Genomic DNA, 25,584 nt, shown 5'->3' with positions numbered 1-25,584 from the left:
GGCCTGCGACACCTCCAGCGTTCATGATCAAGCATGCGACCGCTCCAGCATGAGCCAGCGGTTCACCAGCGGATTACGACAACCCTGTCGTTCCCGTTGGCGAGTTCGACAGCTTCGGTGCCGTCCGGTTTCCGGCTTTCGATCCGGGCACCTTCTACTGTTTCTATGCCGGCAATGTTGGCCGCAAAGGCCTCGTCAATCTCGGCGGCACAGACCAGGGTATCCGGGGGCAAATCCTTCACTTGGTCCATCAACTCGCGAAGCTTCATGGCGAACCTCCTTGGCACAGGCCCGGATTCTTTCAGCCGCACATTCCAACCATGTGCCTCCAGAAAAGTTCCCAGACGCGATTGCGGGCATGTCACAGGGACGAGATTCCGCCAACCATGCATCGGTGGTGTCATGGATCAGGGGCACGGGCCGTGTTCACATGAATCGAGAGCTTCCTGCCTCCGACAAGGGACCCGGCCATGAGCCTTCGTCCGGCCGCCCTGAATGCAAGGCGTCGGCTCGATCAACACTGCGGCACCGGCGATGCCACCAGCCTTTTGCCGGCCAGCCGCTAACGAGAACGATCAAGACTTGTCGTCACCGTTCTGGGCTGGCCTCAATGCACAAACCTTGCCCTCAGCCAGGCCAGAAGTCTGTTCCCGGTAATCGTCCGGCGGACTCTGGCGGCAGCCCATCGCGCTTGCATCGTAGCACCAACGTGACAGTGACAGACGATGTTGTGCAACTGCCAGTCACTTAGCTCGAAGAAGCGCTTTGCCTCACCGTAGGTATCATCTTTCAGACCCATGGCGCGCAGCACCGGATCCTCATAGGCAACGGTGATCGGCGACCCCGCGCCACGCGCTACGTCACGAGCTTCAGGACTGAGATATTCGGTGCCTGAAAGGGCTCCGAGGCAACGCCGTGGATTTTGTTCGAGAAGCTCTGCCCAACGCTCGATCCGCTGCGCCCGAGTCATGGTCGGGTATGTCGCCGAGGGCTCAACTTTCGCAACTGTCTGCAGTTGGTCGAGTGTTTGGTGTTTCATGGTCGGCTCCTTTCAACAGGTGGAAGTGCCCACGCCCTAACAGAAGATTATTGCGCTGCGACGCGCCGACAAGGCCGGAAATGGCAATGTCAGGAGTTTGCCCCTCGCCCGGTTCGGATCAGGAACCTTCCCGGGGGCCTGACTGTTTTGGCTAGTGAAAGGAGACGGTCATGAGCACAAAACCACCACCCGTTCCGACAGAGAACCAGAGCCCAAAGGGTCCGGGCGACAAGAAGTCGGTTCCTGTCGATCAGACGCAGCACAGCCATTCCGCCCCAAATCCTGACAAACAGGGCCAGCAGGGCAACACGAAGGTCAATACGACCCATCAAGGCCATCAGCAGGACCGCTAGGTGATTTCATGTCCACGTCGAAGAAGACCCGCGCCAGTATTCGCCATGGCGGTCCTGGCGCATCGCACGAAAACGCCAAGGAGCCGCTGGTGATAGAAAAGCCGCCAGCCGATTCCGATCTGCGCAGCCGCAGCAAGATCTCAGGCGGCGGAGGCGAACGCGACAGCCACCATACTCATGACCCCGAAAAGAAGGGCGGCGGCACCCGGCCGGCAAACAAAGGGCGGTAGAGTGGCTGTGGCCTACTTTGGCCTACCGCCGCAACTTCTGACTGCGTCAGGCATTTTTGCTGTGATCGCCGTTCCTCCAGGCGGTCCGAGGCTGAGAAAGCTGTCGCCCGCGGGCTCCCGGCCGGCGGGCTGTCTCGTCGGCCTACCGGCTTTTCCCGCGAGACGAGCGACAGCGATGCTACTTCCGGTGGAACAGGAAGCCCCCTCTGGGAGTTCATACCGTCATCAACAGGCGCATGGACGTGCCCTTGTACGGCGCGGCAGCGCACGAATGGGAGAACCACCATGAGCCTCGGAACCATACTCATCATCATTTTGATCCTTATCTTGCTTGGCGGGTTCAGCGGTTTGGGTGGTGGACCGTTCTACGGCACCGGCTATTATGGTGGCGGTGGCCTCGGTCTCGTGCTGCTGATCGTTATTATCCTGGTCCTTCTCGGGCGCATTTAGTACACGATTAGCCGGACAATTTGGCGATGATCCTGTGTCGGCCTGATGCCTTGCCCAGGAATGTCGCCGCGACTGCGGGCAAAGGGGACCGCACGTGATTGTCCGGACGGAACCGAAACCGCTCAAGGGCATTATAGCCGCTCAGAAATCCACGAGAATGGCGCCATAAGTGAACTTCGTTGAACAAGCCGACGTCGGCCTCGGAGTTCCGGGCATTCCCACTGCCGATCTGATGCAGGCACTGCCGGTCGCCATCTACACCGTCGACGGGCAGGGACACATCACCTTCTTCAACGAAGCCGCAGCTGAGCTCTGGGGCCACCGTCCTGTTATCGGTCGGGACCTATGGTGCGGCTCGTGGAAGCTTCGTCATCTGGACGGTCGGGATATGGCGCATGGCGAGTGTCCGATGGCCGTGGCGCTGCGCGAAGGGCGGGATGTCTCCTGGGACCAGGCGATTGCGGAGCGGCCGGATGGCGAACTGGTCCCATTCAGGGCTCACCCACGCCTGCTTCGCGACGAAGCGGGCAATGTTGTCGGTGCCATCAACACGCTGCTCGACCTGCGCACGCAGACGCTGGGCGATGAAGCCCGCATGCGTCTTGCCGCCATTGTCGAGTCGTCGATGGACGCCATCGTCTCGAAGGACATGAATGGCATCATCACCAGCTGGAACGATGCTGCAGAACGCCTGTTCGGCTACACGCCTGCCGAGGCGATCGGCCGGCCGGTGACGATGCTCATTCCGCCTGACCGTCTCGACGAGGAAGTCTCGATCATCAGCCGCATCCGCGCCGGCGAACGCGTCCCCTCCTATGAGACGATGCGCCTGCGCAAGGACGGCACGCTCGTTTCGGTCTCGCTCACCGTCTCACCGATCCGCGACGGGATCGGGCGGGTCGTCGGCGCCTCCAAGATCGCGCGCGACATCAGTTCCCACAAGGAGAACGAACGGCGCATCCGACTGCTCATGCGCGAGGTCAACCATCGGGTGAAGAACCAGTATTCGGTCATCATCTCGATGATCCGCGAGACAAGCAAGCTGACGAGCACACCTGAGGCTTTCCTCGGGCAAGTTCGAGAGCGCATCATATCGCTTTCGGAATCCCATGATCTCCTGGTCAATGCCGAATGGCGCGGCGCGACGGTCGGCGAGCTCATCCAGGCACAGCTCAAGGCCTTCGCAGCGCAGTCCCGCGTGTCGATGGCCGGGCCAATGGTGGTACTGCAGCCGAACGCCGTCCAGTATCTCGGCATAGCCTTTCACGAGCTCGCCACCAATTCGGCAAAACATGGAGCGCTGTCGTGCAACGGCGGACGCGTCGAGATCGATTGGCACGTGGTCCCTGCGGGCGACGGCGCTGAGACCTTTCGACTGGTCTGGCGTGAGTTGGACGGGCCAATCCTGGACGCTGTCAGGGGGCGCGGTTTCGGACTGGTCGTGCTCGAGCGAGTGGCGCCGCAGGCTCTCAGCGGCAGCGGGCGGCTGGAGTTCCACGCCCGAGGCATCACCTGGACGCTCGAGGCGCCGCTGCATTTCGTCCAGACATCACTGGCCGAAATCGCGGCCGATTGAAGGAATTTCGCCGCGCTCGTGACGTGAAGCTGAGCCCTTCCCCGCGACCGACTGTGTTCGGCCAGACCTATTGCGTTTGGTCCGGCGGGCGAAAATAATGCGAAACAGCCCTGTCCTCCAGAACATCGACGTCGCCTCTTCCAGGCAGGGCATCGCAGCCAAGCGAGTGCCGATCGACGTTACCTGGTTCAAACACGGTCAGGTTGTCGAATTCCATGGCCGCCCCGTAGAACTGGGCAGCTTGCAACACCAAGCATTCGACGTCTTCAAGCGCAACGTTTTCTGCGAGGTTTCGCAGCCGCACAGCCTCGGCCACCGCAGTGACATTGACTATCCCCTTGCACCGGGCGGCGGTCCAAACTTGCAGGTTAACGTCGTGACACAAATGGGCCGAATAAACGTCTCTCATGGAAAACCCTTCCTTTCAGGAGCGGTTTGTCCCTCAAGATCAGCATGTGCCATAGCAGCTCGAATGACAAGCGTAATCCATCAAACAACACACAAAATCAACAAGTTAGCATACCGCTCAGGCTACACGATCGACGCTTGACGGTAACTGTGAGCCGTTCACGCCGATGGCCAATGAGCCGGTCTTGACGGCCGGCGAGGCTTTTCCTACTTCTTAGACAAATACTAACTTTGAGCGGCTGGAGGGCAGAAATGGCCGAGCTGGAAAGACCCGAACGACTGCAGATCATGCTAACGTCGGAGGAATTGGCTGCTTTGGAAAACTGGCGCTTCGAAAGGCGCATGCCAAGCCGGTCTGCGGCCGTGAGGGAGTTGCTGCGGCGCGGTCTCCACGCGGACGGATTTTTGACAGCGGCACAAGGTGCCAAGTCGCAGGATTTTGGAATTCTGCCCAGTTCCGGCATTGTCGATGGAGCGTCCCGCGACCAGGGCGGCAGCAAGCTGTAAGGCTGCCCTCGCGGCGCTGGAGATGTTTCGGCGCCGGAGCCTTGCCCATTCTGTGGAACTTCAGGCAATCGTCGCGCGTTCGGTGAGGCATGTTGTGGACCGGAACAAGGCCGATTGCAGCATCACACAGGCCAGCAAGGATCGAGGCAGTGAGCTTCCTTTACCGCGCGGCAAAAATCGCCGAACAAGCTCATGCGGGGCAGACGGACAAGACCGGACGGCCCTATATCGAGCATTGCCGCCGGGTCGTTGATGCCGTCGAAACGCTCGACCAGAAGGCCGTTGCCTACCTCCACGACGTTGTTGAGAAAAGCGACGATTGGGATCGCGAGCGGCTCGAGGCGGCAGGTTTCGGAACATCCATCGTATCGGCCGTCGATGCGATGACACGCAGGCCGGACGAGAACGACCTCGCTTTCGTGCGCAGAGCAGCAGCCAACCCATTGGCGCTGCCGGTCAAGCGCGCCGATCTTACCGACAATTTATGGCAGGCACAGCAGATTGGCGCGTCGACATCGAAATATGAAGACGGACTGCGGATCCTCGACGAAGAATTCTCCTGATGACGAAAGGATTGTCGCCTGTGGCGTGATCGGCCGATGTGCGATGCGAGGCTCTATTCGGGGATGTGAGGCGTATGTCGCTTGTCCTCGGCAGGATCGGCATCGATCCGCGCCTTGCTGGGATCGAAGGCGCCGTGGCGGGCGATGGCCAATGCCGGCGTGTCGGGCGTCTCGTAGGCCCACATGAAGTCGTCGGCCGCTCCGCCGACCGCGTGGACCCGCCAGTAACTGGCCGTGCCCTTCAGCGGGGCGTGGGTTGTGGTGTTGGTCTTCTCCAGAAGGTCGAAATAGATATCCTCGAACGGGATATAGAAGACCGGATCTTGCCCCTCTTCATGGAGCACTTTTGCCCGCTCTGTCGAGGCAATGATCGCGTCGGAGAACCTGACCGTCACGGTTCCATTGAACGGGGTAATCGTCAGCGCGCCGGGACGGCTGGTGGAATTTACGGCTAAGGGCTCCATTCGACTTCTCCGTTGACTGCCGATCTCCTGGAACGTCGTATCGCCCGTCAGGGTTCCAACCGCGTGAGGCTCATTGGAGCCGCGACATCGGGGGGGCCGGCGACAGATGAAAACCTCCCGCGGGGCATTCCGATTCAAGGGAACGTTACCGCCGAAGAGTTCGTTTCCTAGATTGACACCGGAACCGGCGGCGGGGCTTCGCAAGTTAAGGGAGATTGCTATGAAGGTCGGCAACTGCATGACGAAGAATGTACAGGTCGCTAACCCCGAACAGTCGATCCGCGAAGTGGCTGAGATGATGGGCAGGCTTGACGCCGGAGTGATGCCCGTGGGCGACCACGACCGGCTGGTCGGGATGATCACCGATCGAGATATCGCGATCCGCGGCGTAGCATTGGGCAAGGGACCTGACACGAAGGTGCGTGATGTCATGAGCCCGGAGGTCAAATATTGCTTCGATGACGAAGACGCCGAGCATGTGCTTGAAAACATGGGCGACCTGCAGGTACGTCGGCTCCCGGTTCTGAACCGCGACAAGAGGCTCGTCGGCATCATCTCGCTTGGCGATCTCGCGACGAATGGCGAAGCGGCAGAAGCGGGAGAAGCTTTAAGCGACATCTCGAAGCCGGGCGGCGAGCATTCGCAGACTGCTCACTGACTAACGCCGCGACATGTCGGCGCAAGGTCAACATCACTTGTTTCGCGGTGCGTCGGCTAACGCCGGCGCCCCGCCGGAGCCTTCTGCATTTGCGATGTTTTTCGGCAAAGGTTCAGGAGCATCCATGACAACGATCCGAAGCACCGTGTCCTTCAGCGCCGAAAAAAGCGCGACAGGGCGAAATCATCATGCAGGCGCGGACGCGTCAGATCACGCGCCGAGACGTTCACCCGGATGTCGTGTCGTGATAAGCTGTTCTTGCGACGGGACCGCGCGACACCGAGGCGGGCATTGTCGCGGCCGGGCAGCCCTTAGTCGCAGACGATGAGCTTGAGCACCTGATGTTCTCGAACGATTGCAAGCGTCCTCCTGCCAAAGCCTGTTGCGAAGATGGGACCTGTTGCCAAGGTGGGGCCTCTTGCGAAGGTCGGGCCTCTCGGAGTGGACGGATTTGGGTTGGTCGCTGAACCTCGGGACGATCGCCGGCACCACCGTGCGCGTTCACTTTACCTTCCTGCTTCTGCTCGTCTGGATCTGGCTGACGCACTATCAGATCGGCGGCACGCCAGCGGCCTGGCAAGGCGTTGCCTTCATCATTGCGGTTTTTGCCTGCGTGATCCTGCATGAGTTCGGCCACATCGCCGCTGCGCGGTATTTCGGCATCAACACGCCGGACATTACGCTTTTCCCGATCGGCGGCGTCGCCAGGCTCGAACGCATGCCCGAAGAGCCGGGGCAGGAGTTCGTGATCGCGGTCGCGGGGCCGCTGGTCAATGTCGCGATCGCCGCGCTGATCTTCGTCCTGCTCGGCGGGTCGGCGGGCGTCGAACAGATGGCCGGGATCGAGGATCCGCGTATGAGTTTTCTCGCCAGGCTTGCCGGGGTCAACGTCTTCCTGGTCATCTTCAATATGATCCCAGCCTTCCCGATGGATGGTGGCCGTATCCTGCGCGCCGCACTCGCCGCCCGCCTGTCGTGGTCGCGCGCGACCCAGATCGCAGCCACGATCGGGCAAGGATTGGCCTTCGTCTTCGGTTTCGTTGGGCTGTTCTACAATCCGCTGCTGATCTTCATCGGCATCTTCGTCTATCTCGCCGCGGCAGCGGAAGCGCAAAACGCACAGATCCGGGAGGTAGCCACAAGCGTCCTTGTCGCGGATGTGATGATCACCGAGTTCGTCCGGCTGGAACGATCGGCGACGCTCGACCAGGCAATCGAGATGCTGCTCGCGACGACGCAGCACGAATTCCCTGTCGTCGACTCCGCTGGCCATCTTGAAGGATTGGTGACACGCAACGACATGATCCGGACATTGAAGGAAAAGGGACCCGCCGCACCGGTCGCGAGCGCAATGCGGCACGATATCCCGAAAATACATTACCGCAAAAGTCTCGAGGAAAGCCTGCGGCTGATGCAGCAGGCAGATGTGCCTGCTGTAGCCGTCGTCGACAGTTCCGACCGGCTGGTCGGGCTCATGACACACGAAACCATAGGCGAGATGCTCATGATCCGCTCGGCCGTGTCGGATGCCTTCCGATTTGGTCGTTTGCGTGGGGCCAAGCCACGATTCACACGGATCTGAGCACAAGTGTTCTTTTCACCGCCGGATCGGGTGAGTGCGCTCTAAATCGTAGCGGAGCGATAAGCAGAAATCGGCCGGAACGAAGGTCGTCCCGGCCCTTTTTTCTGTGCCTCAAGCGCCCCCGACATGAGGCAGAAGTTCAAGCGCACCGCGATAGATCATGTCGCCAGCGACGTAGAGGATCACCACCAGGCCGACATAGGCAATCCAACGGTGCTTCTGAAGCAGATTGGCAATGAGGTTTGCAGCGATGCCCATCAGCGCTACGGAGAGGACAAGGCCGAAGATCAGCACGTTCGGATGTTCGCGCGCAGCACCGGCTACCGCCAGAACATTGTCGAGTGACATGGAGACGTCGGCGATGATGATCTGCCAGGTTGCCTGGGCCAGGGTCTTGCGCGGAGCCTTGCCAGCTACGACGCCATCGTAGTCGACGTCGCTTTCCGAAAGCGCTTCGATCGCCTGTGCTTCCTGCGCATGGTTTTGCCGGAGTTCGCGCCACATCTTCCAGCAGACCCACAACAGCAAAAGACCGCCGGCGAACAGCAGCCCGACGATCTGCAGGAGCTGGGTTGTCGCGGCCGCAAAGCCGATGCGCAGAACGGCCGCTGCGATTATGCCAACGACGATTGCGTTTCTGCGCTGCTCTTTGGGTAGTCCGGCCGCGGCAAGGCCGATAACGATGGCATTGTCGCCGGCCAGCACCAGGTCGATCATGATGACCTGCATGAGAGCGGTCATTGCTTCGGGACTGAAAAAATCTGTCATACGGCACCCTTGCGTTCAGCTAGGGGTGACGCGGCTTGCGAGTATAACCGTAGAGCAACGCGGACACCGCGTATGACAAGAGAAATGCCGCTACAGCTGAAGAAAACTCAAAGCCAGGCCACCCGGATTGGAATTCCAGTCCGACATCGCAGTCCTGAAGGACTGCCAGAGGGGCCCGGCCTGGTAGCACCTAGCTATTGCCCCAAGCGCAAAAACTCAAGGCTTAATTGTGATCCGCATATGCGGCATCGCTCGGCAAGCTGGTTAAGCCAGGTCGATCAGCCACGCGGCCATTGAACGGGCCGGCAGCCGCAAGTAAGGTTGATACAGTGGGCTTCGGTCAATTTCTCCAACACCCGATCTGCGACCGTCGATGGCGATGAAGGGAATTCCGTCTTGGCTGCTCATCGGCGACCGATCGGCCAATATCTGTTCCCAATCGGCTCCTTGGGCCTGGCCGCACTCATTCATTTCGGCGCCGCGTCGATCGAGCATTCGCCGCTCTCGATCAAGATCCTTGCGTTGATCGTCGTCGCTATCTTCATCTTCGCGACAGTGTTTGTGGTTTTGCATCATGCAGAAGCCGTCGCACTGCGGCTCGGTGAACCATATGGCACGCTGCTGTTGACATTTTCGGTGACGGCCATCGAAGCATCGGTCATCGTTTCGATGATGCTGCACGGCGAGAACAACCCGACGCTGGCACGCGAATCCGTGTTTTCGACGGTCATGATCGTTTGCGCTGGCGTCGTCGGGGTCTGCCTCACCCTGGGTGGGCTGAAGCATCGATATCAGGACATCAAACGACAGGGCACCAACGCCTCGCTTGCCGTCATTATGGCGCTGACAGTTCTTACGCTGATCCTTCCAAACTACACGCTTGCAACAAGCCCCGGTACGTTCTCCGCCTCGCAGCTCGCTTTCGTGAGCGTTCTTTCAATCCTCCTCTATGGTGCCTTCGTCTTTGCCCAGATGGTGCGCCATCGGGGCGATTTTATCGAAGACCTGACCTCCAGCGCGGAACATGACAAGCATGTATCTGAGGGTGGGAGAGTGACCACCAATGTGCTCCTCTTATTTGTCGGACTGGCAGGGATCGTTCTTCTGACCGAGCAGGTGGCCGGCAGCATCGAGAATGGGCTCGAGTTTCTTCACATTACCCAGGCGGACGCCATGGTGGGCTTCTTCGTCGCTGCGCTTGTGCTTATGCCGGAGGCGGTATCGGCGGTTCGGGCAGCACTCAATAATGAACTTCAGCGAGGGCTGAATGTCGCCCTCGGCTCGGCCTGCGCCACAATCGGCCTGACAATCCCGGCGATCGGTGCGGCGAGCCTGCTCACCGGACGAAGCCTGACTCTTGGCCTGGGTCCGGGGGATACCGTGCTTCTCATCCTCGCCCTTGCCATCAGCATCGTGAGCTTTGGGACGGGCCGAACAACGATGCTGACGGGGCTCGTTCATCTCGTCGTGTTTGTCGCCTATCTGTTCCTTATCTTCGTGCCGTAGGTGATCGCCCGCCGTCTTCGGCCATCGCTGCGTTCTGTCGATTTGCGGCGCACATGCCTAGCCTGCAATTACTGGACCTTGGAGCGTAGGCGATCCGTCACGAACTCCATCATCACCACGATGGCGAAGATCACGAGAATGATGGTCGAGGCATTCCTGTATTGGAAAAGATCGAACGCGACCTTCAGCTCCTGTCCGATGCCACCGGCTCCAACGAGGCCGAGAACAACGGACGAGCGCACTGCCTTTTCAAGCGCGAAGAGCGTGGTGTTTATCAGGGACGGCATGGTGTCAGGCAGTACTGCCCCGCACAGAACAGAGAATCGTCCGGCGCCGATTGCAAACAGCGCTTCCTGAGGTCTTTCGTCGGCATCCTCCATCGCCTCGGCGAAGAAGCGCCCGCAAAAGCCGATCGTATCGACGACGATGGTCATGGTGCCGGCAACCGCCCCGAGACCAACGGCTGACACGAAAAGTAGTGCCCAGACCAAATCTGGAACAGTCCTGAACAACGAGACCAGCATCCTGGAGATATGCCGGAACGGGCCGATCGGGGTTATGTCCTTGGCCGAGAGCCAGGCAAACGGCAAGCTGAGGACGACACCTATTGCTGTCCCCACGAGCGCTATCTGAAACGTTTCGACCATGCGCCAGAAAACCCTCAGGAGGAACCCTGGCTCGACATTTGGGGGTATCATGCGGCCGACGAGATGGACCATTCGGGGCACCCCGCCTGCCAGTTGTTCCGGCGAAGGTGCGACCTGCCCGGCGGAAACGATCACGAGAGCGGCCAAAGCGACGGCAAAGCTGAAAGTGACGGGCGAGATCGATGGAATCCGGCTCGGCGAAAGGCGGTCATGCATCGAAGACGTCTTTCAGGTCAGCGCGGGTCACCTGCGCCGTCGGTCGGTCGAAGAAGACCTTGCCCGCCTTGAGCGCTATCAAGCGGTCGGAGTAGTCGAGAGCATGCTCCATGTCGTGCGTGGTGTAGACCAAAGTGATCGCCTGTTCCTGGGTCAGCTCGGAGAAGACGCGCATAACATCATGTCCAGCCGCCGGGTCGAGACTTGCCGCCGGTTCGTCTGCTATCAAAAGCTTCGGACGCCGGATCAACGCACGGGCAATCGCCACCCGCTGCGCCTGCCCTCCAGAAAGCGCGTCGGCGCGGGCGCCCGCCTTGCCGAGAAGCCGCACTTCGGCGAGGGCCTGCATTGCTTCCTCGCGCCAGTGTTGCTTTGCGATGGAATGGTGCCAGCCGCGCCAGCCGCCGGGCAGCCCGAGCTTGCCCTGCAAAACGTTTGTAAGAACCGATTGGCGGCTGACCAGTCCGTGGTGCTGGAAGACAAATCCGATCTGCCTGCGTATGCGCCGCAGCTGGGCGACGGACGGCGCCGAGCGGAAGCTCTCGCCGAGGGTGACGACCTCGCCACCGCTCGACGGTAGAAGACCAATGAGGCATTTGAGCAGGGTGGATTTTCCAGCACCGTTCGAGCCAATCAGGGCGACCCGTTCGCGCGATGCTATGGTGAGGCCGATACTGGAGAAAATGACCTTTCCGTTCGCATAGCTCTTCGCAAGATCGTGCGCCCGAATGATGGCTGTCATAGTGACCTCTTGGCCCAGACCGAACTGCGAAACAGACCGGCGGTTAGCCGCCGGCCTTGTCGCTGAAAGGAGCAAGTCGATGAAAAAGGAGCAAGCCTCAGTTTACGAAGTCGGTGAGGGTCTCGATTCCGATCGTGCGGTACATCGAGCGGACATAGTCGTAGTCCGAGTCCCTGACATCGGTCAGGAAGAAACCGCCCTTGAATTTCTGGTTGTCCTCGCCGGTCAAGATCGCTTTCATCAGCTCATTGCCATTCTTCGCAAAGGCATCGCGGATCTTGACGAACACGTCATCTGAAATGTCCTTGCGGGCGACAAGAATATCGTTCGGCAGATCGCGGCCCCGTGCGATGACCGAGAAGGCAACGCCGGGGAATGCTTCCCGGACCGAGTTCAGATAGCCGAAATTCAAGCCGATAGCGGCGATGTCGCCGCGGATGAGAGCCTCAGCCGCGATGTTGCGCGATATGATTACTGGTTCGTAATCGGTGGCATATTTCAGGTTGAAATCGGCCAGCGCCTGCGCGGGGCCGAGGTGCTGGGAGGTCGAGCCGACCGAGCCGAATGCGACCTTCTTGCCCTTCAAGTCTTCGACCGAGCGGATCGGTCCATTCGCCAGCACGGCGATCTGAGCGAAATAGTCGGGGCGCTGCCAGGCGACAACAATCTTCGGCTGGCTTAATTCTTTCATGACGACGTATTCTGCAGGACCGGTCAGAACAAGATCGACCTGCCCGGAATTCATCGCCTCGACGGCGGTGGTCCGCGAACTGACCGGAAACAGTTCGACATCCAGGCCGGTCGCCTCCTCAAGAGCGGTCTGGAAAGCACCGAATTCCTGCTGAAGAGCCTCCAGTCCCTCCATGTCGGTTACCGCGAATTTCACCGGCTCCGCAAACACTGGAAGAGCGGAGGCAAGCGTCAGGGCGAGTGCGGTTGCGATGCTGCGGATCATCGTTTTTTCCTTTGCTGTATAGACAGGAAACTGTTACCCGCTAATCCGTATACGCAGCAGATGACGTGCTCGTGACATTTCGCCGGCGCCACCGGCAGCCTTTGCTTTTTTGAGGGATACAGTGAACTGGCACATCCAGGGTGGTCGCATCCTTACCGAACGGGGACTTGAAACCGCGGACCTGAGCGTCACCGGCGGGATCGTGTCAGAGCTGCGGGCGGCCCATGCCTCCACGATCGATGCCGATGGTCTGCTCGTGCTTCCGGGGATCGTCGATATTCACGGCGACGGCTTCGAGCGCCAGATCATGCCGCGGCCCGGTGTCCGCTTCGACACCGCGCTGGCGCTGAAAGATACGGACCGCCAGCTTGTCGCCAATGGCGTAACCACGGCCTTTCACGGCGTCACGGTGTCGTGGGAGCCTGGACTTCGCTCGCTCGACGCTGCCAAACAGCTGATCGGCGCGGTCTGCGATCTCCGCGATAGCCTTGGCTGCGATACGCGTCTGCATCTGCGCTGGGAGACCTTCGCGCTTGATCAGATGGCGCAGGTCGTACGATGGCTCTCGCTTTCGCCACGGCCGATCATCGCCGTCAACGATCATACCACGGGGTCGGTGCTGAACGGCACGATTGCCCGCAAGATCGGTCAGATGGCGGAGCGGTCTGGCTTGAGCCGCGAGCAATACATGACGTTGCTCGGCCAGATTTGGTCCCGCCGCGCCGAGGTTGAGATCGCGATCGGGAAGCTGGCCGCTACTGCGCGGGCCAATGGCAATGTGCTTCTTGCCCATGACGAAGCGTCTCCCGAGGAACGCATGTATTTTCGCGCCCTCGGCGCAAAGGCCTCGGAATTTCCGCTGACGTTCGAAACAGCCAAGGCCGCGCGGCAAATGGGCGAGGACGTGATCCTCGGCGCGCCCAACGTCGTGCGCGGCGGCAGCCATAATGGAGCGCTGAATGCCACCGAGGCCGTCAGGGCCGGACTTTGCACGGTGCTGACCAGCGATTACCACTACCCTTCGCCTCTGCATGCGGCCTTCAGACTGTCTTCGCCAGACGCCGGCGACTTCCCCTCGATCTGGAATCTGGTTTCGGCAAACCCGGCCCGGGTGGCCGACCTCGACGATCGCGGCTCGCTTGTTGCCGGCCGCCGGGCGGATCTGATCCTGGTCGATGCTGGCGATCCAGAGCATCCGCGTGTGGTGGCCACCATGGTCCATGGACAAATTGTCTATAGCTCCGGGCTCTCCCGCACAGACCGATGGTCTGCACAGCGGTCGCCGGTGGATAAGGTTTCATGAACTTGGACACGAAAATTTCAACACCACACGAGCGCAATGGCAATCGCCTTCTGGCCTTTGACGGGCTGGTCTTTCGTCCTCGCAGCGATACGCCGATCTGGCAGCAGATCTACGATCACATCTTCGATCTGATCGAGAGCGGCAGTCTTGCGCCGGGCAGCCAGCTTCCCGGAGAAACGCATCTGGCAGAGAAACTCGCGGTCACCCGCATTACGCTTCGCCGGGCGCTGCAGCAGTTACAGCATGAGGGCCACCTCACCGCCCGCAAGGGCGTCGGTATCTTCGTGCGAAACCTGCCCTCGACATTCACTGTTCGCGACGGACAGCGCTTTCTCGACAATTTCGAAGCCCATGGCCAGGAAATCGGCACCAATACGCTGCTGATCGTCCGGGAACCGGCCGAAGCGGCCGTGGCGGAACGGTTGCGTCTCGCACCTGACACCACCATTATCCGGCTGTGCCGGATCAGAACGTCGGACAAGCAGCCGGTTTACGTCAATACCAAGTTCTTTCCGGCGCATCTCTTCCCCGACTTCGAGCAGAGGTACGATGTGCGTCAGTCGGTGACCGATGTTTTCCGCGCGCATGGCATCGACAACTACCGGCGGGCCGAGACGCGCATCAGTGGCGGCTTTGCATCCCCCGATGAAGCGGAAATCCTGCGGCTGACGCCCGGAACGCCAGTATTCCGCATCAATGCTGTCAACGAGGACCGCAACGGCGTACCAATCGAATGGACCCGCGGCTGCTGGCCGCTGACATCCGTCGAATTCGTCTTCTGATTATGGCGCATGTCAACACGACCAGTTGAGGACGTCGTCGGGCCATTGGGTCGACCCTTAGACAGACACCACAAGCCGGTCGAGAAAAGGCCGCAGGCCGACAAGCAACTTTTCCCGGGCCATTTCGAGGCCGAACCACCCTGCGCGATCGATCTCTGGAAAAGTCTGCATGCGACCGCTGCGCGGCGGCCATTCCATCTCGAACATGTTGCTGCGCAAGGTGCCGGCGTCGAAATCGTCTTCGACGCCAAAGGCCGTAACAAGCTTGCCGCCGGGCTGGCGCAGCGCTCCCAGCGGAAGCAGCGCTCCCTTAAGCTCCCAGCCGGTTTCCTCCACAAATTCGCGACGCGCCGCAGCTTCCGGCTGTTCGTCATCACCATACTCGCCCTTTGCAATCGACCATGCGCCGAGATCGCGGCTTTGCCAGAACGGCCCGCCCGGATGGACAAGCAGCACCTGCAGTTCGTTGGTCGATCTGCGGTAAGGCAGGATGCCCGCACTTCTTTTCGCCATCGCCTCATGCCTCCAGAATCCAGCCTGTCATCGCAGGCTGAACGGGAATGATGCGCCTGAATGGCAGATGCCGTTAGACTCGAGATACCTCAATTGATACTGGCCGCCGCCGCAAGTCGCTCATTCGGATTGCATTCGACTTCCCCAGGCGGTGGTGGCGGCACTTCTGGAAATCCATCCACGCTGGCCATCAGCTCCAGATAGCGCTGAGCTGACGCGGCCCACTGAAATCGCGCCGCCCTGGCGCGACCGCGTGCGATCAATTTGGTTCTGAGGCCTTCTTCGTGGACCAGGCGCATAAAACAATCGAACCACGCATTCTCGTCGCAAGGTGATGCGTACAACACCGCATCGCCGCCGATTTCGGGCAGGCTGGCACGGTCCGACATGACCACCGGACATCCCAGTGCCATAGCTTCGAGGGGCGGCAGTCCGAAACCCTCGACCAAGGAAGGGAACGCGAGGCATAGGCAATCGCGCAGAAGCGCGCCGAGTTCCGCGTCCGACCTTCTTCCCAGCCAAATGACGTTTTGCGATTTCTGGTCGCCGCTGCTGGCGAAAACGCGGGACGTTGAAGCGCCGACAACAGCAATCTGCAGCCCCGCCGCGGCAAGACGCTCATGCATGCCGATGATCAAGCCGACATTTTTGTGCGGGATAGAACTGCCAAGCACGACGATCGTACCAGTGCCGGAGACTGCCAGCGTTTGTTCCGAGTGGCAAGGAGCCCATCGCAACGCATGTTCATGCCCATTGCCTACAATTTCGACCTTTGCCGCCGGGCACACGCCATAGCGCGCCAGTTCACCCGCAGAGTATTTCGACACCGTCGTAATCTTATGCGCGGCCCGGCCCAAGGCAGGAACCAAGGTGCGGTAAAGAAGCCGAAATGGAATTGAATAGCTCTGCGGGCATGCCCGTGTATTGACATCGTGAATGCACAGCACTTGCCGACGAACCGTCACAGGGCCCGTATTGCAGAGGCTAAGCAGCCCGCCGCGAAGATAGGCCGGGAGCACAGCCTGTTCCCATAAATGCCCGCCAAAGCTGCCGACAGTCCGGACACGGATCGCTGCCAGGGGCATATTGTCGAGCGCCCCCGGCGGGACCAGCAACTCGACCGTCAGATCCCGTGTCAAGGCAGCCTGGCCCACGATCAAGGCGTCCAGCGCCGAAACGATCTCGCGTGCGTAGCGCTGAACTCCGGTGGTCGGCTGCGCGAGAAAGCGGCCGTTGATTGTCCAATGTCGTGTCATCACAGGGTTTTTGATCACCAGCGCCATGCCTCAGTTCCAAACTTGGACGACCAGGACAGCGGGGTCATCCTGGCCTTTGGGACGTACCCGGTCGTTTGCTTCAGAGGCTTCCCGGCAGCTCTCATCCGAATGGCGAGGCCAATCATGGGCGTTTACGCCAAATGTGTGAGGTTCTGCGTGGCGCGGTTTTGCTAGACTGCGTTGGGCAGTGCGGCAGATCTCAATCGTCGTGCTCGGATGGATGTCAGGCGAGTTCAGCGAGTGGAGTGATGCCGCATGATGTCTGGCGCAAAACAGGCAAGTTCGCGCTGATGCAGCGGCCGACCAATCCATCGCAACCAGGTTCCGTTGGACGGGCCGTCGCCGCGACCAGACGTTTGTGGACAACCCTGGCATGCCTGCTGGGCATGACAGCTTCGTGCGCAGCGGATCTGCTCTGGGGGGTGAATGGCCATCCCTTTACCGCCTATCCCGGGATATCGATCGAACAGCAACTCGATTATGTCCGCGACCTCGGCATGAAGTCGTATCGCGTCAACATTTCCAGCCTCGACAGCGCCACCAAACTTGCCGAACTGGTCAAGGCGGGCAAGGAGCGCGGAGTCGAGATCCTGCCGGTAATCACGCCCGGCCTCGACCTGGACAATGGGACCGTCGATGACCTCTATGCGCAGGCCTACCATCTCGCGTCGACACTGGTATCCCGCTTCAAGGACGACATCCGCGTTTGGGAGCTTGGCAACGAGATGGAGAATTATGCCATCTTGATGCCCTGCGAGATGCGGGAAGGCGGAATACAATACAATTGCTCCTGGGGCCCTGCCGGCGGCACCGAGACATCCCATTACTTCAGCCCGCGCTGGTCTAAGGTGAGCGCAGTGCTGCGCGGTCTGTCGGATGCAACCGTCGCGGTGGATCCGACCATAAGAAAAGCAATGGGAACGGCCGGCTGGGGGCACCGCGGAGCGTTCACCCGCATGCTGCAGGACGGCATCAGATGGGATATATCGGTCTGGCATGATTACGGGGGCGACCCCGAGGAAGCATTCAAGTTCCTGGTCACTCTCGGTCGTCCAATCTGGCTGACCGAATTCAACTACCCTGGGGGCAGCCAGGGGGGAGAAAATCAGCAGGCGGACGCTCTCGTCCGGACGATGACGCTGCTGCGCAGATATCAATCTCCATATGGATTGGAAGCTGCCCATATCTACGAACTGCTCGACGAGCCGTACTGGGCGCCAAGCTACGAGGCCTTTATGGGCCTCGTGCACCTGAAGAAGCGCGGCGATGGGCTATGGGCGCCGAGCGGGCGAAAGCCGGCATATGATGCGGTAAAGAAGGCCATTGCGAACGGCAATGCAGGCTCGAGTTCGTCGACGGTCGCGAGGGAGAGCCCGCCGCCTGCGGGCCAGATGTCGGTGCCTCCGGATCCCGTGACCGACCCATTTCAGCCCTGTTCGCTTGATGCGTTCGACAAGTCTGCCCTCCCGGCCAACCAGATTGCATATGCTTACTGCGTTATCTTGCATCGCATGCCGTCTCCAGCCGAGCAGTGGCGCGAGGTCGTCGCGATGAAGAAGGATCCATCCATATTTCCGATACTGACAAAGCTGTTGCTTTCGGTCGAATTCAGGACCGACAATCAGCCAGTTGGTCTTGGAAATGCGCAATATATCGCCATTCTCTATCGGACATTGCTGGGACGGGAGCCAGACGGCCATGGGCTTTCTGATTACGTGTCGAAACTGGACAGCGGCGAGGCGAGTGGAGAACGGATCGTGGCGGAATTGATCCATTCACATGAGTTCCGCTCCAGACACAAGGTTCTGTTTCCGAACGAGCCTCAATAGTTCAATGAACATCACTGGCCGCAAGATTGTCGTTGGGGTGGCCTGGACAGCGGTCGAAACATGATGCTGGCAGTTCGCCAATTGTCCGGTGGCCCGAGCGGTGCCCCGGCCGCCTTTTTCGCGACTACCGGAACGGGCAACGCCAATTGCGAGGATCATGAGTGCGGATCTCCGGGATGGCGGATTCTGCCCATATCAAGAACATATTCGGGTTCGATGCGCCCCGTCAGGACATGAAGCATGGCAAGGATGTTGCCGCGCAGCCTTCCGCGGCGGTCGATGTAAGACTCTGGCCGCACGCTGCGCACAAGGTTGGCGGCGACATTGCGCGCCATGAGCGGCAGAGCGAATGTAGCGGGCATGGTTCCCTTCTTGATCAGATAAACCGGATTGACGATCTGCGAATATCCGAACCGCTCGCCGCTCACGCGCCCGGTCTTGATACCAAGATGGATGCCGCGGATCGTATTCACCGCGACGACGCGGCCGCATGACCTCAACTGGCTGCTGAAATCTATGTCCTCCTGCCAGCCGTAGAGTACCAGGCGCTCGTCGAAGCGCAGCTTGCCAATCCTGGCGGCCCGGATGGACATGTTGCAACCATAGGCGCCGAGATGATCGACGACCTCGGGCTGTGGCGGCGGCTCCTGCTCCGACTGGTGGAGAGCCAGCATGGCGTCGTGCCAATCCAACCCCGCGTTGACGGCGCCGTCCTTGACCACTCTGCCCATGACCACAGCCCAGTCGTCATGCTCTTCGAAAGCTCTCGTGACGCGCTCGAGATAGTCGTCGGCCGGCACGAAATCGTCGTCGAAGAAGGTGACGATATCGAAACGTCCGCTTGTGTGATCGAGCGCGCTGTTGCGTTGCACGCATGACCCTTTCTTCCCGAAGACAAGGGAAACCGGAAAGCAACTTGTCTCGGGAAGCTCGACATGCGTGGCATCGGGCGCGGAAACGACGACTTCGTCAGGTGGTTGAGTCTGGCGCTGCAGATGCGATAGCAATCGGCAAAGTTGGCTGCCGCGGCCAAGGGTTGCAATGATCACGACGAGCTTCATGCGCAATCCTGCTAGAGGCGACAAGGGCGATTTCGCTGCGACGGTAAGCCCTGGGATGGGGGCAGACAGCCTGTTAAAAAGGGGGGCTGCGGGGCTAATCCGGCGCTACCGCCTGCCTCGATAGGTGTAGCAACCCCATCTTCGGATCGCATGCCTCTCCTTTGGGCTTAGCGGCCGCGCAGGTTCACGGCCTTCCACAATTGGTGCCCGAATCTTCCCAGGGTGGACGCCTCACGCGGCCGGACAGGTGGCACGACCAATTTCATTTCAATGTCGCGGGCATGACTCTGCTCCGTCAGCAGCGCGAGGCAGTGCGGACCTCGGATTAACGCCAAGGGATAAGCTCATACTTCGAAGGTGCAGAGGTTCGCACTGTCTCCCGGATGCTAGGTTGAATGTGGATCGCGCGACATGGTGCACTTTATGGGACAGCGAAATTACGGAAGATCTGCCGCCGTGGCCGCCAGGGCGGCCGGGACAATCGGCGCCGACCCGCTTCCATTCGAGAGGTATGGCAAGAGCTCATTTCCGGCGGTTCCCGCTGAGGACGGGGGGGCCTGCGGTGGCCGCACCAGGCGCTGGACCATCAATGGCGATTTCGTCGCGCTGCCTCCAAACGGCGTTGCCCGCTATGCGCGCGAGGTCACGCTTGCGCTCGACGCTCTCCTGGACGAGGGCCATCCGTTGGCGCAGGGACTTGAACTTGATCTGGCGGTCCCGCGTCGGGAGCAATTGCCGCTGCAGGCGATTGGCATTCGGGTCGTCCCCGAATTCAACAAACCGCGCCTTCCGCAATTCTGGGTGCAGATGCAACTGCCACGCCACGTTGAGGGCGGGTTGCTCAGCTTCTGCAATCTGGCGCCGGTGGCGCTGACACGGCAAATCGCATGCATCCACGACCTGCATACCAGGCTGATGCCGGAGAGTTATGGGCGCGGCTTCCGATGGGCCCACCGTTTCATTCTTCCGCTCCTTGGCCGACGGGCCGCACATATAACTACCGTCTCGCAGCTTTCGCGGCAGCATCTCATCAAATATGGCATCGCACCGCAGGAGAAGATCACCGTCACATATAACGGCAGCGACCATGCGGAACGATGGGATGCCGATCGATCGAAGCTGCAAATCCGGCCCGACCGCCCCTATGTGCTATGCCTGGGGCGCGATCAAAAATACAAGAACGCCGAATTGCTGGTCCGGCTTGCTCCGCTGCTTGACGCGTTGGGCTTGGACCTGTGGATGGCGGGCGAAATCGACGAAGCGCAGATTTCCCGGTTTGCGCAGCCGAAGCCAGACAATCTCCGGCTCCTCGGACGGATCAGCGATGATGATTTCAGGAAAGCTCTGTCGGGTGCATTGTGCTTTCTTTTTCCGTCCAGGATCGAGGGTTTCGGGTTGCCTGCCGTCGAAGCCATGAGGATCGGATGCCCGGTCGTGGCCTCGACATCGCCTTGCCTCCCCGAGGTCTGCCAGGACGCAGCGCTCTATGCCGATCCGGATGATCTGGCACATTGGGCCAGAGCGGTACTCGACATCCAGCGATATCCGGATTTGCGCCAACGTTTGATCGAGGCAGGCTATAAAAAATCCCTCAGCTATTCCTGGCGCTCCATCGCTGAAATCTACCTCGAGCTGATGCTGCAGGTGGACGCAATGGCTCTGCGCTGATCAAGGTCCGCTGAGCCTATCGAACGACTCGAACCGGACGCCGTTGATCGGGGGCGGCATGCCGGTCGCGTCAATGGGCGGCCGCTGGCGGTCTTGACGTTGGCTGCTTCGACACCCTGACATCTTGGCCGGACTCGTCCGCGCAACCTCGAAGGCGAACGAAAGCACCAGCTTTGGCCGGTACGGCGGTGTTAACGTGAAAGTCTCCGCCAAGGTGGATCCATGTCAAACGAACATGCCGCGCCCTCGATGGGCCAAACCGTGCCCTCGTCTGGCTTCGGGCGACACCGGCGTTCTCACATCAGCCTTCTGCAAACATTTCTCAGTTGCATGGAGAATCGGATTAACGAAAAAAATGATCCCGCCGCAGGTTCGAACGCAACGTCCGCCTTCTCGCCGATCCTGAGTCAAGCAATGAAGTCGGAAGCCGGGGAGCCGCGCGTCGCCGATCTCTGCATGGGAAAAAATAGCCCAGTCGACCCGGGACAAGGCAATCGTCCACCACCGCTCACGGCTTGGAAAATGAAAACCTTCTTTCGCTCAGCGCCGGGCCTTGAACGACGTGAACACCGAGCCCGTGTCATCTTCCCATTCCCAGTTGACGGCGAGCCCGACCCGCAAAATTTGAAGGGCAGCATCGTCGGGATAGATGTCGGTGAGGCTTCGCTGCATCACCAGTTCGTCGTCGATCAGGATCGCAAACCGATTTCCGTCGAATGCAACGCGCATGCAAAAACGTTTTCCCCAAACGATCTTGTCCGCTACATTGGTCCAAACCGCGTCATAAAGTTCCTCAAAGCCGAGCCGCTTGATGAACACCGAAATCGAAGCACCCTGGTGGACATCGTCGAGCCAGGTCGTGACACAAACGTAGTTGTCGCTGTCTTGCCAGAAGACCAGTCCTGCCCGGCTGCGCTGATCTTGTCCTCGGCGCTCCCCAGGAGGCTCGATTGTGACCTCGAGATCGGCGAATCCCGGTAGATCCCATGGCAGCGAATAGAATGTTCGACCCGGGTTCGGTCTGTCCACGCTCGCGCGCACACGGGCGCTGCCCAGCCCGTCGACGTCGATGACCCCGGCGCCCAGTGTTCTGACCCATTGTCCGTCGCCCAACTCCGACGTGCGGCGATCCAGTTCGCCGGCAATACCGGCAAAGCCGTCGGCGTAGGACAGGCTTGTTCCGAGTTGGTTCCAAGGCGCCTCCAGAGGCGCCATCAAGGGGATGGGAACTTCGCAAGGATGAGCCTCGAAATTATGCCAGCGCGGCTCGCTGTCGAAGCTTTTCCATATACCTACTCCTGTAGCGTTTTCAACTGAATCGGCATTGACAGACGATTCGAAGAGGCGAACCCCGTCAAGAAAGCAACTCAGCTGACCGTTCCAGTCAAGAATCTGGACCGAATGGATAGAACACTTGCGCAAAGCGTGTTCCGTACCGGTCGCGATCGTAATCTCTTTGCCCGATTGCTTGCGCACCAAGGTCCATCCGAGCGTCGACAGTTTCAGCACCCAGAAATTGTCGTTGTCCCGAAACCGACAGACAAGACCACACACATCCGAGATGGCGCCAATTGCCAGCAGTCCGTGGATCAATCCTGAAGGGCGACCAGGATCGACGACGGATAGGTTATCGCCAGCGTCCTGCGAAAAATGCCACCGCCCACCGATTGCAGCGATTTGCCCCGGCCAGCCTTCGACGAGTGCATCGGCAGCGTGGGCGGTGCCAAACAGCGTCGAAAATTCAGGTATCCGCCCGACTTGAACCGCTTGGACGCGTGTGTCGACCCGAAACCCGATCTGGCCAAGTGCCGACTGATGAACACCCGCAAACAGCTTTTCGTCCTTGTTGAAAGGATCGATCGCGATCGGACGCATCATCGGAAAAGCGGCAAGACCGTGGGCTTTTTGGTCGGCGGCCGCATAATAGACAGCGCCCTGCTCTCGCAACGCCACGACATAATAGACATGAACGTTCTTTAGGCGCCGAAACGCACTCAGGCATTGCTTTCCTACACGAGCCCACAGCTCGCCGTTTTCGCCTTCGGCGGCATGAACGACAAAGCCGCAGCCCTCTTCCACGGGATTAATCGGCGCCTCACTGGGGAACCAACCGACAGCCAGGTTCTCGTCGATGTTCGGTCCCCGGTAGGTTCTGGAGGTGCTAAGCGTCCACCACCAAAAACGGCGAAGGGTGAGCCTCTTTCGCGGCGCATGTATCAGGGAAACCAGACGGCCGGGCCATGGATCAATGCCGGGTCCTCGCAGCCAACGGTAGACTCGCCTGGCGAGGTCATCAGGCAATGGCGATCCCTGCGATGTGTTGTGGCCGTTGGTGATCGAGACCAATAGCACCAGACCAGCCTCTCGCTGAAAGGGACCATAGGAGATCCCTTGCCGGCCCCAACCTGGCCTGACGAGCGGCTGGAAACGAAGTGCGCCGTGATCGATCGCGATCTGGCGTTCGATGTCGCGTCCTCGCCTGACGCCTCCCTTGACTGCCAAGGTGCCAATTACCGCACCGCGGGCGCGTTCATCCTGAAAATCGTCTGCGACAAGAACCTCCGGCCGGGCAACTCCGGACCCAGCCTCTTCAGCAGTTTCTACCCAGTCATGACGGTGCAACAACAAGACCCTCCTCACGTCGTCGTACGAGATTCTTCAAGGCATCGATGTCGTGTCGCAGTCCCGGACAGAAGTCGCGCACTGCCTCGCTTGTCCCGTTGATCAGGCTTGCTGTCCCTGCGTGGAATCCCTGCCATGACGCCGCAAATCCAGTTCTTAAGCGCCCACCGGCTGCGCCAAGACGTGTTCGACCCGCCATTCCCCATTGCCATAGGAGGCTGGCAGCGGTTTCAATGCGTAGCCGGAAGCAGTCAGGAGTTCCGCGATCTTTCGGGCCTTGCGGTCGAGCCCCTCGCGCGTTGCATCGTCGACCTCATAAATCACCTTCGGACGGTGACTCCGCAGCGTCTCCGTCATACCGCCCAGGACGTCGATTTCGGCGCCTTCCACGTCGATCTTGACCAGCGAGGGCGGCCTGAGGCCTCGGTGGGCGATGGCATCGTCGATAGCGACTATGCTGACCTCCAGCCGGCCACTGATGTCCGGCGGTGCTCCCGCCGAGGCAAGCGCGGCGCCGCCGATGTGATGGGCGAGCAGAAGCTGGCCACGGCCGGATGTGGCGCCGGCGGCTTCGGCAAACACCCGTATCGTGTCGAACCCACTGAGCCGTGCACTTTCTGCGACAGCGGCGGCGTTGCGGGGAACAGGTTCGAACGCATAGACTTGGCCGCGCGGCCCGACGCGGCGCGCGGCGATGAGGCTGAAGAAACCTATATTCGCGCCGATGTCGAAAAAGGCGTCCCCAGGCGCCAAGTTTGCCGCGATCGCCTGTTGGATGGGTGGCTCGTAGGTGCCGCGAACAAAGTTGGGGTCGGCGCGCTTCGCCACGAGCTTGAGGCCGGCGCCCTCACCCTTGGCTATGACGCGCGCGTCGCCGAACACGCTGAGGAACCTTGCCGTCAATGTCACGCGCTCTTCCCCATTCTGCGACGCCTCGGGACGGGCCCAGCCCGTGCCGCTCGCCGCGAAGGTGACAGATTGCGCGCCCGGGATCGAGCCCGACAACGGTGGCCGACTCCTACTCCCTCCGGCTGATCGCTACTCCGATTGTCGGGCCATATCTCATCTTGGGGGTACCTGCCCGGCCTCCCGGTCCGATGGAACGGTGGCATCGTTGCGCAAGACATGGATCGCGTGGGGAGCATCCCCACCCGATCGAAACGATCTCACGATCGCCGTCGCCGTCGAGGTCGCCGTTCGGGCGCCGAGATGGCTCTCGACGCCCTCGTCGACCAACTGCTCGATGAACCGCCCGCCGCCCAAATTGCGCCAGAGCGAAAGGCGCAGTGCGCCGCGGTGCTCGGCCATGACGAGGTCCGGCCGGCCGTCGTCATTCATATCGGCCACCGAAAGACTGTTGAGCGAGCCGCGCGAGGTGATTTCCTGCTGCTCCCAGTTTTGCTTGAGGTCGCCGGGATTGCGCCACCAATAGGCCTTTGCGTGGTCGGTCTGCCCGTTTTCTTCACTCACGACGATGTCGGTTCGTCCGTCGCCGTCCAGATCAGCGACCGCCACGCGGTCCGGATAGACCATGTTGGGGACATTGGCGACGTCGCGGCGCCGCCAGTCGGCAGAGCCATCCCCGGATTGCCCCACCATTCGATCTCCTTGGCGGGCCGCAAGGTCGAGCAGGCCGTCGCGTCGATATCGGCAAAGGCGATTCCCTCGTCGGAGGCCTCGGAGCAAATGCGGGTTCGCGGCCAAGGCCCCGCCGCCGCGTCGTCGGGGATGGCAAAGTAGAAGACCCCGACACCGCTTGCGACCGCAAGCTCGGCCGGCCGCCTTCGACGATCTGCGCCAGTGCATGGCCCTGAGCCCGAGCTCGTGGCTGCCGGCCTCGCCGATTGCACGTTCCTCAAAGCCGC

The 25,584-nt window shown here is 60.4% G+C and carries 27 protein-coding genes; 13 read left to right on the top strand and 14 right to left on the bottom strand.

Annotation, left to right across the window (positions count from 1 at the left end; translation table 11 throughout):
• Positions 1 to 62: 62 nt before the first annotated feature.
• A complete protein-coding gene (locus tag AC0L2A_RS01525) occupies positions 63 to 269 on the bottom strand; it encodes a hypothetical protein (RefSeq protein WP_023799550.1) in 207 nt (68 codons plus the stop codon).
• Between the two features lie 338 nt (positions 270 to 607).
• A complete protein-coding gene (locus AC0L2A_RS01520) occupies positions 608 to 1,039 on the bottom strand; it encodes a hypothetical protein (RefSeq protein WP_023799551.1) in 432 nt (143 codons plus the stop codon).
• Between the two features lie 170 nt (positions 1,040 to 1,209).
• On the opposite strand from AC0L2A_RS01520, the gene AC0L2A_RS01515 reads away from it, so the two are divergent.
• From AC0L2A_RS01515 to AC0L2A_RS01500, 4 genes are all read left to right on the top strand, one after another.
• On the top strand, positions 1,210 to 1,392 hold the full coding sequence (locus AC0L2A_RS01515) for a hypothetical protein (protein ID WP_091590065.1): 183 nt from the start codon (positions 1,210 to 1,212) through the stop codon (positions 1,390 to 1,392).
• A gap of 8 nt (positions 1,393 to 1,400) precedes the next feature.
• Positions 1,401 to 1,622: a hypothetical protein gene (locus tag AC0L2A_RS01510; RefSeq protein WP_023799552.1), complete on the top strand. Its 222-nt coding sequence runs from the start codon at positions 1,401 to 1,403 to the stop codon at positions 1,620 to 1,622.
• A gap of 285 nt (positions 1,623 to 1,907) precedes the next feature.
• The gene (locus AC0L2A_RS01505) at positions 1,908 to 2,072 is read left to right on the top strand and encodes a DUF3309 family protein (protein WP_023799553.1); all 165 of its coding nucleotides are present in this window, start codon (positions 1,908 to 1,910) and stop codon (positions 2,070 to 2,072) included.
• A gap of 169 nt (positions 2,073 to 2,241) precedes the next feature.
• On the top strand, positions 2,242 to 3,648 hold the full coding sequence (locus tag AC0L2A_RS01500; RefSeq protein ID WP_473607222.1) for a PAS domain S-box protein: 1,407 nt from the start codon (positions 2,242 to 2,244) through the stop codon (positions 3,646 to 3,648).
• A 67-nt stretch (positions 3,649 to 3,715) separates the two neighbouring features.
• Here the strand turns inward: AC0L2A_RS01500 and AC0L2A_RS01495 are convergent, their stop codons facing one another.
• Positions 3,716 to 4,057: a hypothetical protein gene (locus tag AC0L2A_RS01495; RefSeq protein ID WP_473607221.1), complete on the bottom strand. Its 342-nt coding sequence runs from the start codon at positions 4,055 to 4,057 to the stop codon at positions 3,716 to 3,718.
• Between the two features lie 251 nt (positions 4,058 to 4,308).
• Between AC0L2A_RS01495 and AC0L2A_RS01490 the strand changes: the two genes are divergently transcribed.
• Both AC0L2A_RS01490 and AC0L2A_RS01485 read left to right on the top strand, forming a co-directional pair.
• Positions 4,309 to 4,563: a hypothetical protein gene (locus tag AC0L2A_RS01490; protein WP_023799556.1), complete on the top strand. Its 255-nt coding sequence runs from the start codon at positions 4,309 to 4,311 to the stop codon at positions 4,561 to 4,563.
• Between the two features lie 149 nt (positions 4,564 to 4,712).
• Entirely contained in the window at positions 4,713 to 5,126 is a 414-nt protein-coding gene (locus tag AC0L2A_RS01485) for an HD domain-containing protein (RefSeq protein WP_473607220.1), read from the top strand.
• Between the two features lie 53 nt (positions 5,127 to 5,179).
• Here the strand turns inward: AC0L2A_RS01485 and AC0L2A_RS01480 are convergent, their stop codons facing one another.
• Positions 5,180 to 5,590, bottom strand: a complete 411-nt coding sequence (locus tag AC0L2A_RS01480) for a DUF427 domain-containing protein (RefSeq protein ID WP_473607219.1) — start codon at positions 5,588 to 5,590, stop codon at positions 5,180 to 5,182.
• A 220-nt stretch (positions 5,591 to 5,810) separates the two neighbouring features.
• On the opposite strand from AC0L2A_RS01480, the gene AC0L2A_RS01475 reads away from it, so the two are divergent.
• Together AC0L2A_RS01475 and AC0L2A_RS01470 are read left to right on the top strand one after the other, a co-directional pair.
• Complete coding sequence (locus AC0L2A_RS01475) at positions 5,811 to 6,248, top strand: CBS domain-containing protein (protein ID WP_473607218.1); 438 nt, start codon at positions 5,811 to 5,813, stop codon at positions 6,246 to 6,248.
• A 451-nt stretch (positions 6,249 to 6,699) separates the two neighbouring features.
• Positions 6,700 to 7,830 carry a site-2 protease family protein gene (locus AC0L2A_RS01470; protein ID WP_473607217.1) on the top strand — a complete coding sequence of 377 codons (1,131 nt, stop codon included), beginning with the start codon at positions 6,700 to 6,702 and terminating at the stop codon, positions 7,828 to 7,830.
• Between the two features lie 111 nt (positions 7,831 to 7,941).
• Here AC0L2A_RS01470 and AC0L2A_RS01465 read toward each other — a convergent pair whose 3' ends face one another.
• Complete coding sequence (locus AC0L2A_RS01465; RefSeq protein ID WP_023799561.1) at positions 7,942 to 8,598, bottom strand: TerC family protein; 657 nt, start codon at positions 8,596 to 8,598, stop codon at positions 7,942 to 7,944.
• A 396-nt stretch (positions 8,599 to 8,994) separates the two neighbouring features.
• Between AC0L2A_RS01465 and AC0L2A_RS01460 the strand changes: the two genes are divergently transcribed.
• The gene (locus tag AC0L2A_RS01460; RefSeq protein WP_473607216.1) at positions 8,995 to 10,104 is read left to right on the top strand and encodes a calcium:cation antiporter; all 1,110 of its coding nucleotides are present in this window, start codon (positions 8,995 to 8,997) and stop codon (positions 10,102 to 10,104) included.
• A 68-nt stretch (positions 10,105 to 10,172) separates the two neighbouring features.
• On the opposite strand, the gene phnE is transcribed toward AC0L2A_RS01460, so the two are convergent.
• The 3 genes from phnE to AC0L2A_RS01445 all read right to left on the bottom strand — a co-directional run bounded on the left by phnE (position 10,173) and on the right by AC0L2A_RS01445 (position 12,664).
• A complete protein-coding gene (phnE, locus tag AC0L2A_RS01455) occupies positions 10,173 to 10,967 on the bottom strand; it encodes a phosphonate ABC transporter, permease protein PhnE (RefSeq protein ID WP_473607215.1) in 795 nt (264 codons plus the stop codon).
• A complete protein-coding gene (locus tag AC0L2A_RS01450) occupies positions 10,960 to 11,709 on the bottom strand; it encodes a phosphonate ABC transporter ATP-binding protein (protein ID WP_023799564.1) in 750 nt (249 codons plus the stop codon). Before AC0L2A_RS01450 ends, phnE begins: the two co-directional genes overlap by 8 nt.
• Positions 11,710 to 11,806: 97 nt before the next feature.
• Entirely contained in the window at positions 11,807 to 12,664 is an 858-nt protein-coding gene (locus AC0L2A_RS01445; RefSeq protein WP_091590049.1) for a PhnD/SsuA/transferrin family substrate-binding protein, read from the bottom strand.
• A gap of 121 nt (positions 12,665 to 12,785) precedes the next feature.
• Between AC0L2A_RS01445 and AC0L2A_RS01440 the strand changes: the two genes are divergently transcribed.
• Entirely contained in the window at positions 12,786 to 13,967 is a 1,182-nt protein-coding gene (locus AC0L2A_RS01440; RefSeq protein ID WP_473607214.1) for an alpha-D-ribose 1-methylphosphonate 5-triphosphate diphosphatase, read from the top strand.
• On the top strand, positions 13,964 to 14,749 hold the full coding sequence (phnF, locus tag AC0L2A_RS01435) for a phosphonate metabolism transcriptional regulator PhnF (RefSeq protein WP_236378600.1): 786 nt from the start codon (positions 13,964 to 13,966) through the stop codon (positions 14,747 to 14,749). Before AC0L2A_RS01440 ends, phnF begins: the two co-directional genes overlap by 4 nt.
• Positions 14,750 to 14,806: 57 nt before the next feature.
• Here phnF and AC0L2A_RS01430 read toward each other — a convergent pair whose 3' ends face one another.
• Positions 14,807 to 15,262, bottom strand: a complete 456-nt coding sequence (locus AC0L2A_RS01430) for an NUDIX hydrolase (protein WP_473607213.1) — start codon at positions 15,260 to 15,262, stop codon at positions 14,807 to 14,809.
• A gap of 89 nt (positions 15,263 to 15,351) precedes the next feature.
• Entirely contained in the window at positions 15,352 to 16,518 is a 1,167-nt protein-coding gene (locus AC0L2A_RS01425) for a glycosyltransferase family 4 protein (RefSeq protein ID WP_473607319.1), read from the bottom strand.
• 269 nt (positions 16,519 to 16,787) lie between these two features.
• Between AC0L2A_RS01425 and AC0L2A_RS01420 the strand changes: the two genes are divergently transcribed.
• Entirely contained in the window at positions 16,788 to 18,368 is a 1,581-nt protein-coding gene (locus tag AC0L2A_RS01420) for a DUF4214 domain-containing protein (RefSeq protein WP_473607212.1), read from the top strand.
• A gap of 155 nt (positions 18,369 to 18,523) precedes the next feature.
• Here AC0L2A_RS01420 and AC0L2A_RS01415 read toward each other — a convergent pair whose 3' ends face one another.
• Positions 18,524 to 19,429 (bottom strand): glycosyltransferase family 2 protein, encoded by a 906-nt coding sequence (locus AC0L2A_RS01415; protein WP_473607211.1) that lies wholly within the window; start codon positions 19,427 to 19,429, stop codon positions 18,524 to 18,526.
• 456 nt (positions 19,430 to 19,885) lie between these two features.
• Between AC0L2A_RS01415 and AC0L2A_RS01410 the strand changes: the two genes are divergently transcribed.
• On the top strand, positions 19,886 to 21,097 hold the full coding sequence (locus AC0L2A_RS01410) for a glycosyltransferase family 4 protein (RefSeq protein WP_473607210.1): 1,212 nt from the start codon (positions 19,886 to 19,888) through the stop codon (positions 21,095 to 21,097).
• A gap of 540 nt (positions 21,098 to 21,637) precedes the next feature.
• On the opposite strand, the gene AC0L2A_RS01405 is transcribed toward AC0L2A_RS01410, so the two are convergent.
• The 3 genes from AC0L2A_RS01405 to AC0L2A_RS01395 form a co-directional block, all read right to left on the bottom strand.
• Positions 21,638 to 23,722 (bottom strand): oxidoreductase, encoded by a 2,085-nt coding sequence (locus AC0L2A_RS01405; RefSeq protein WP_473607209.1) that lies wholly within the window; start codon positions 23,720 to 23,722, stop codon positions 21,638 to 21,640.
• A gap of 153 nt (positions 23,723 to 23,875) precedes the next feature.
• Entirely contained in the window at positions 23,876 to 24,724 is an 849-nt protein-coding gene (locus AC0L2A_RS01400) for an FkbM family methyltransferase (RefSeq protein ID WP_473607208.1), read from the bottom strand.
• Between the two features lie 57 nt (positions 24,725 to 24,781).
• Positions 24,782 to 25,318, bottom strand: a complete 537-nt coding sequence (locus AC0L2A_RS01395; protein WP_473516140.1) for an FG-GAP repeat domain-containing protein — start codon at positions 25,316 to 25,318, stop codon at positions 24,782 to 24,784.
• Positions 25,319 to 25,584 lie beyond the last annotated feature (266 nt).

The sequence above is a fragment of the Mesorhizobium sp. WSM4844 genome (assembly GCF_055811775.1).
Note: the sequence above shows the minus strand (reverse complement) of the source record. Positions and strands in the feature narration are given on the sequence as shown.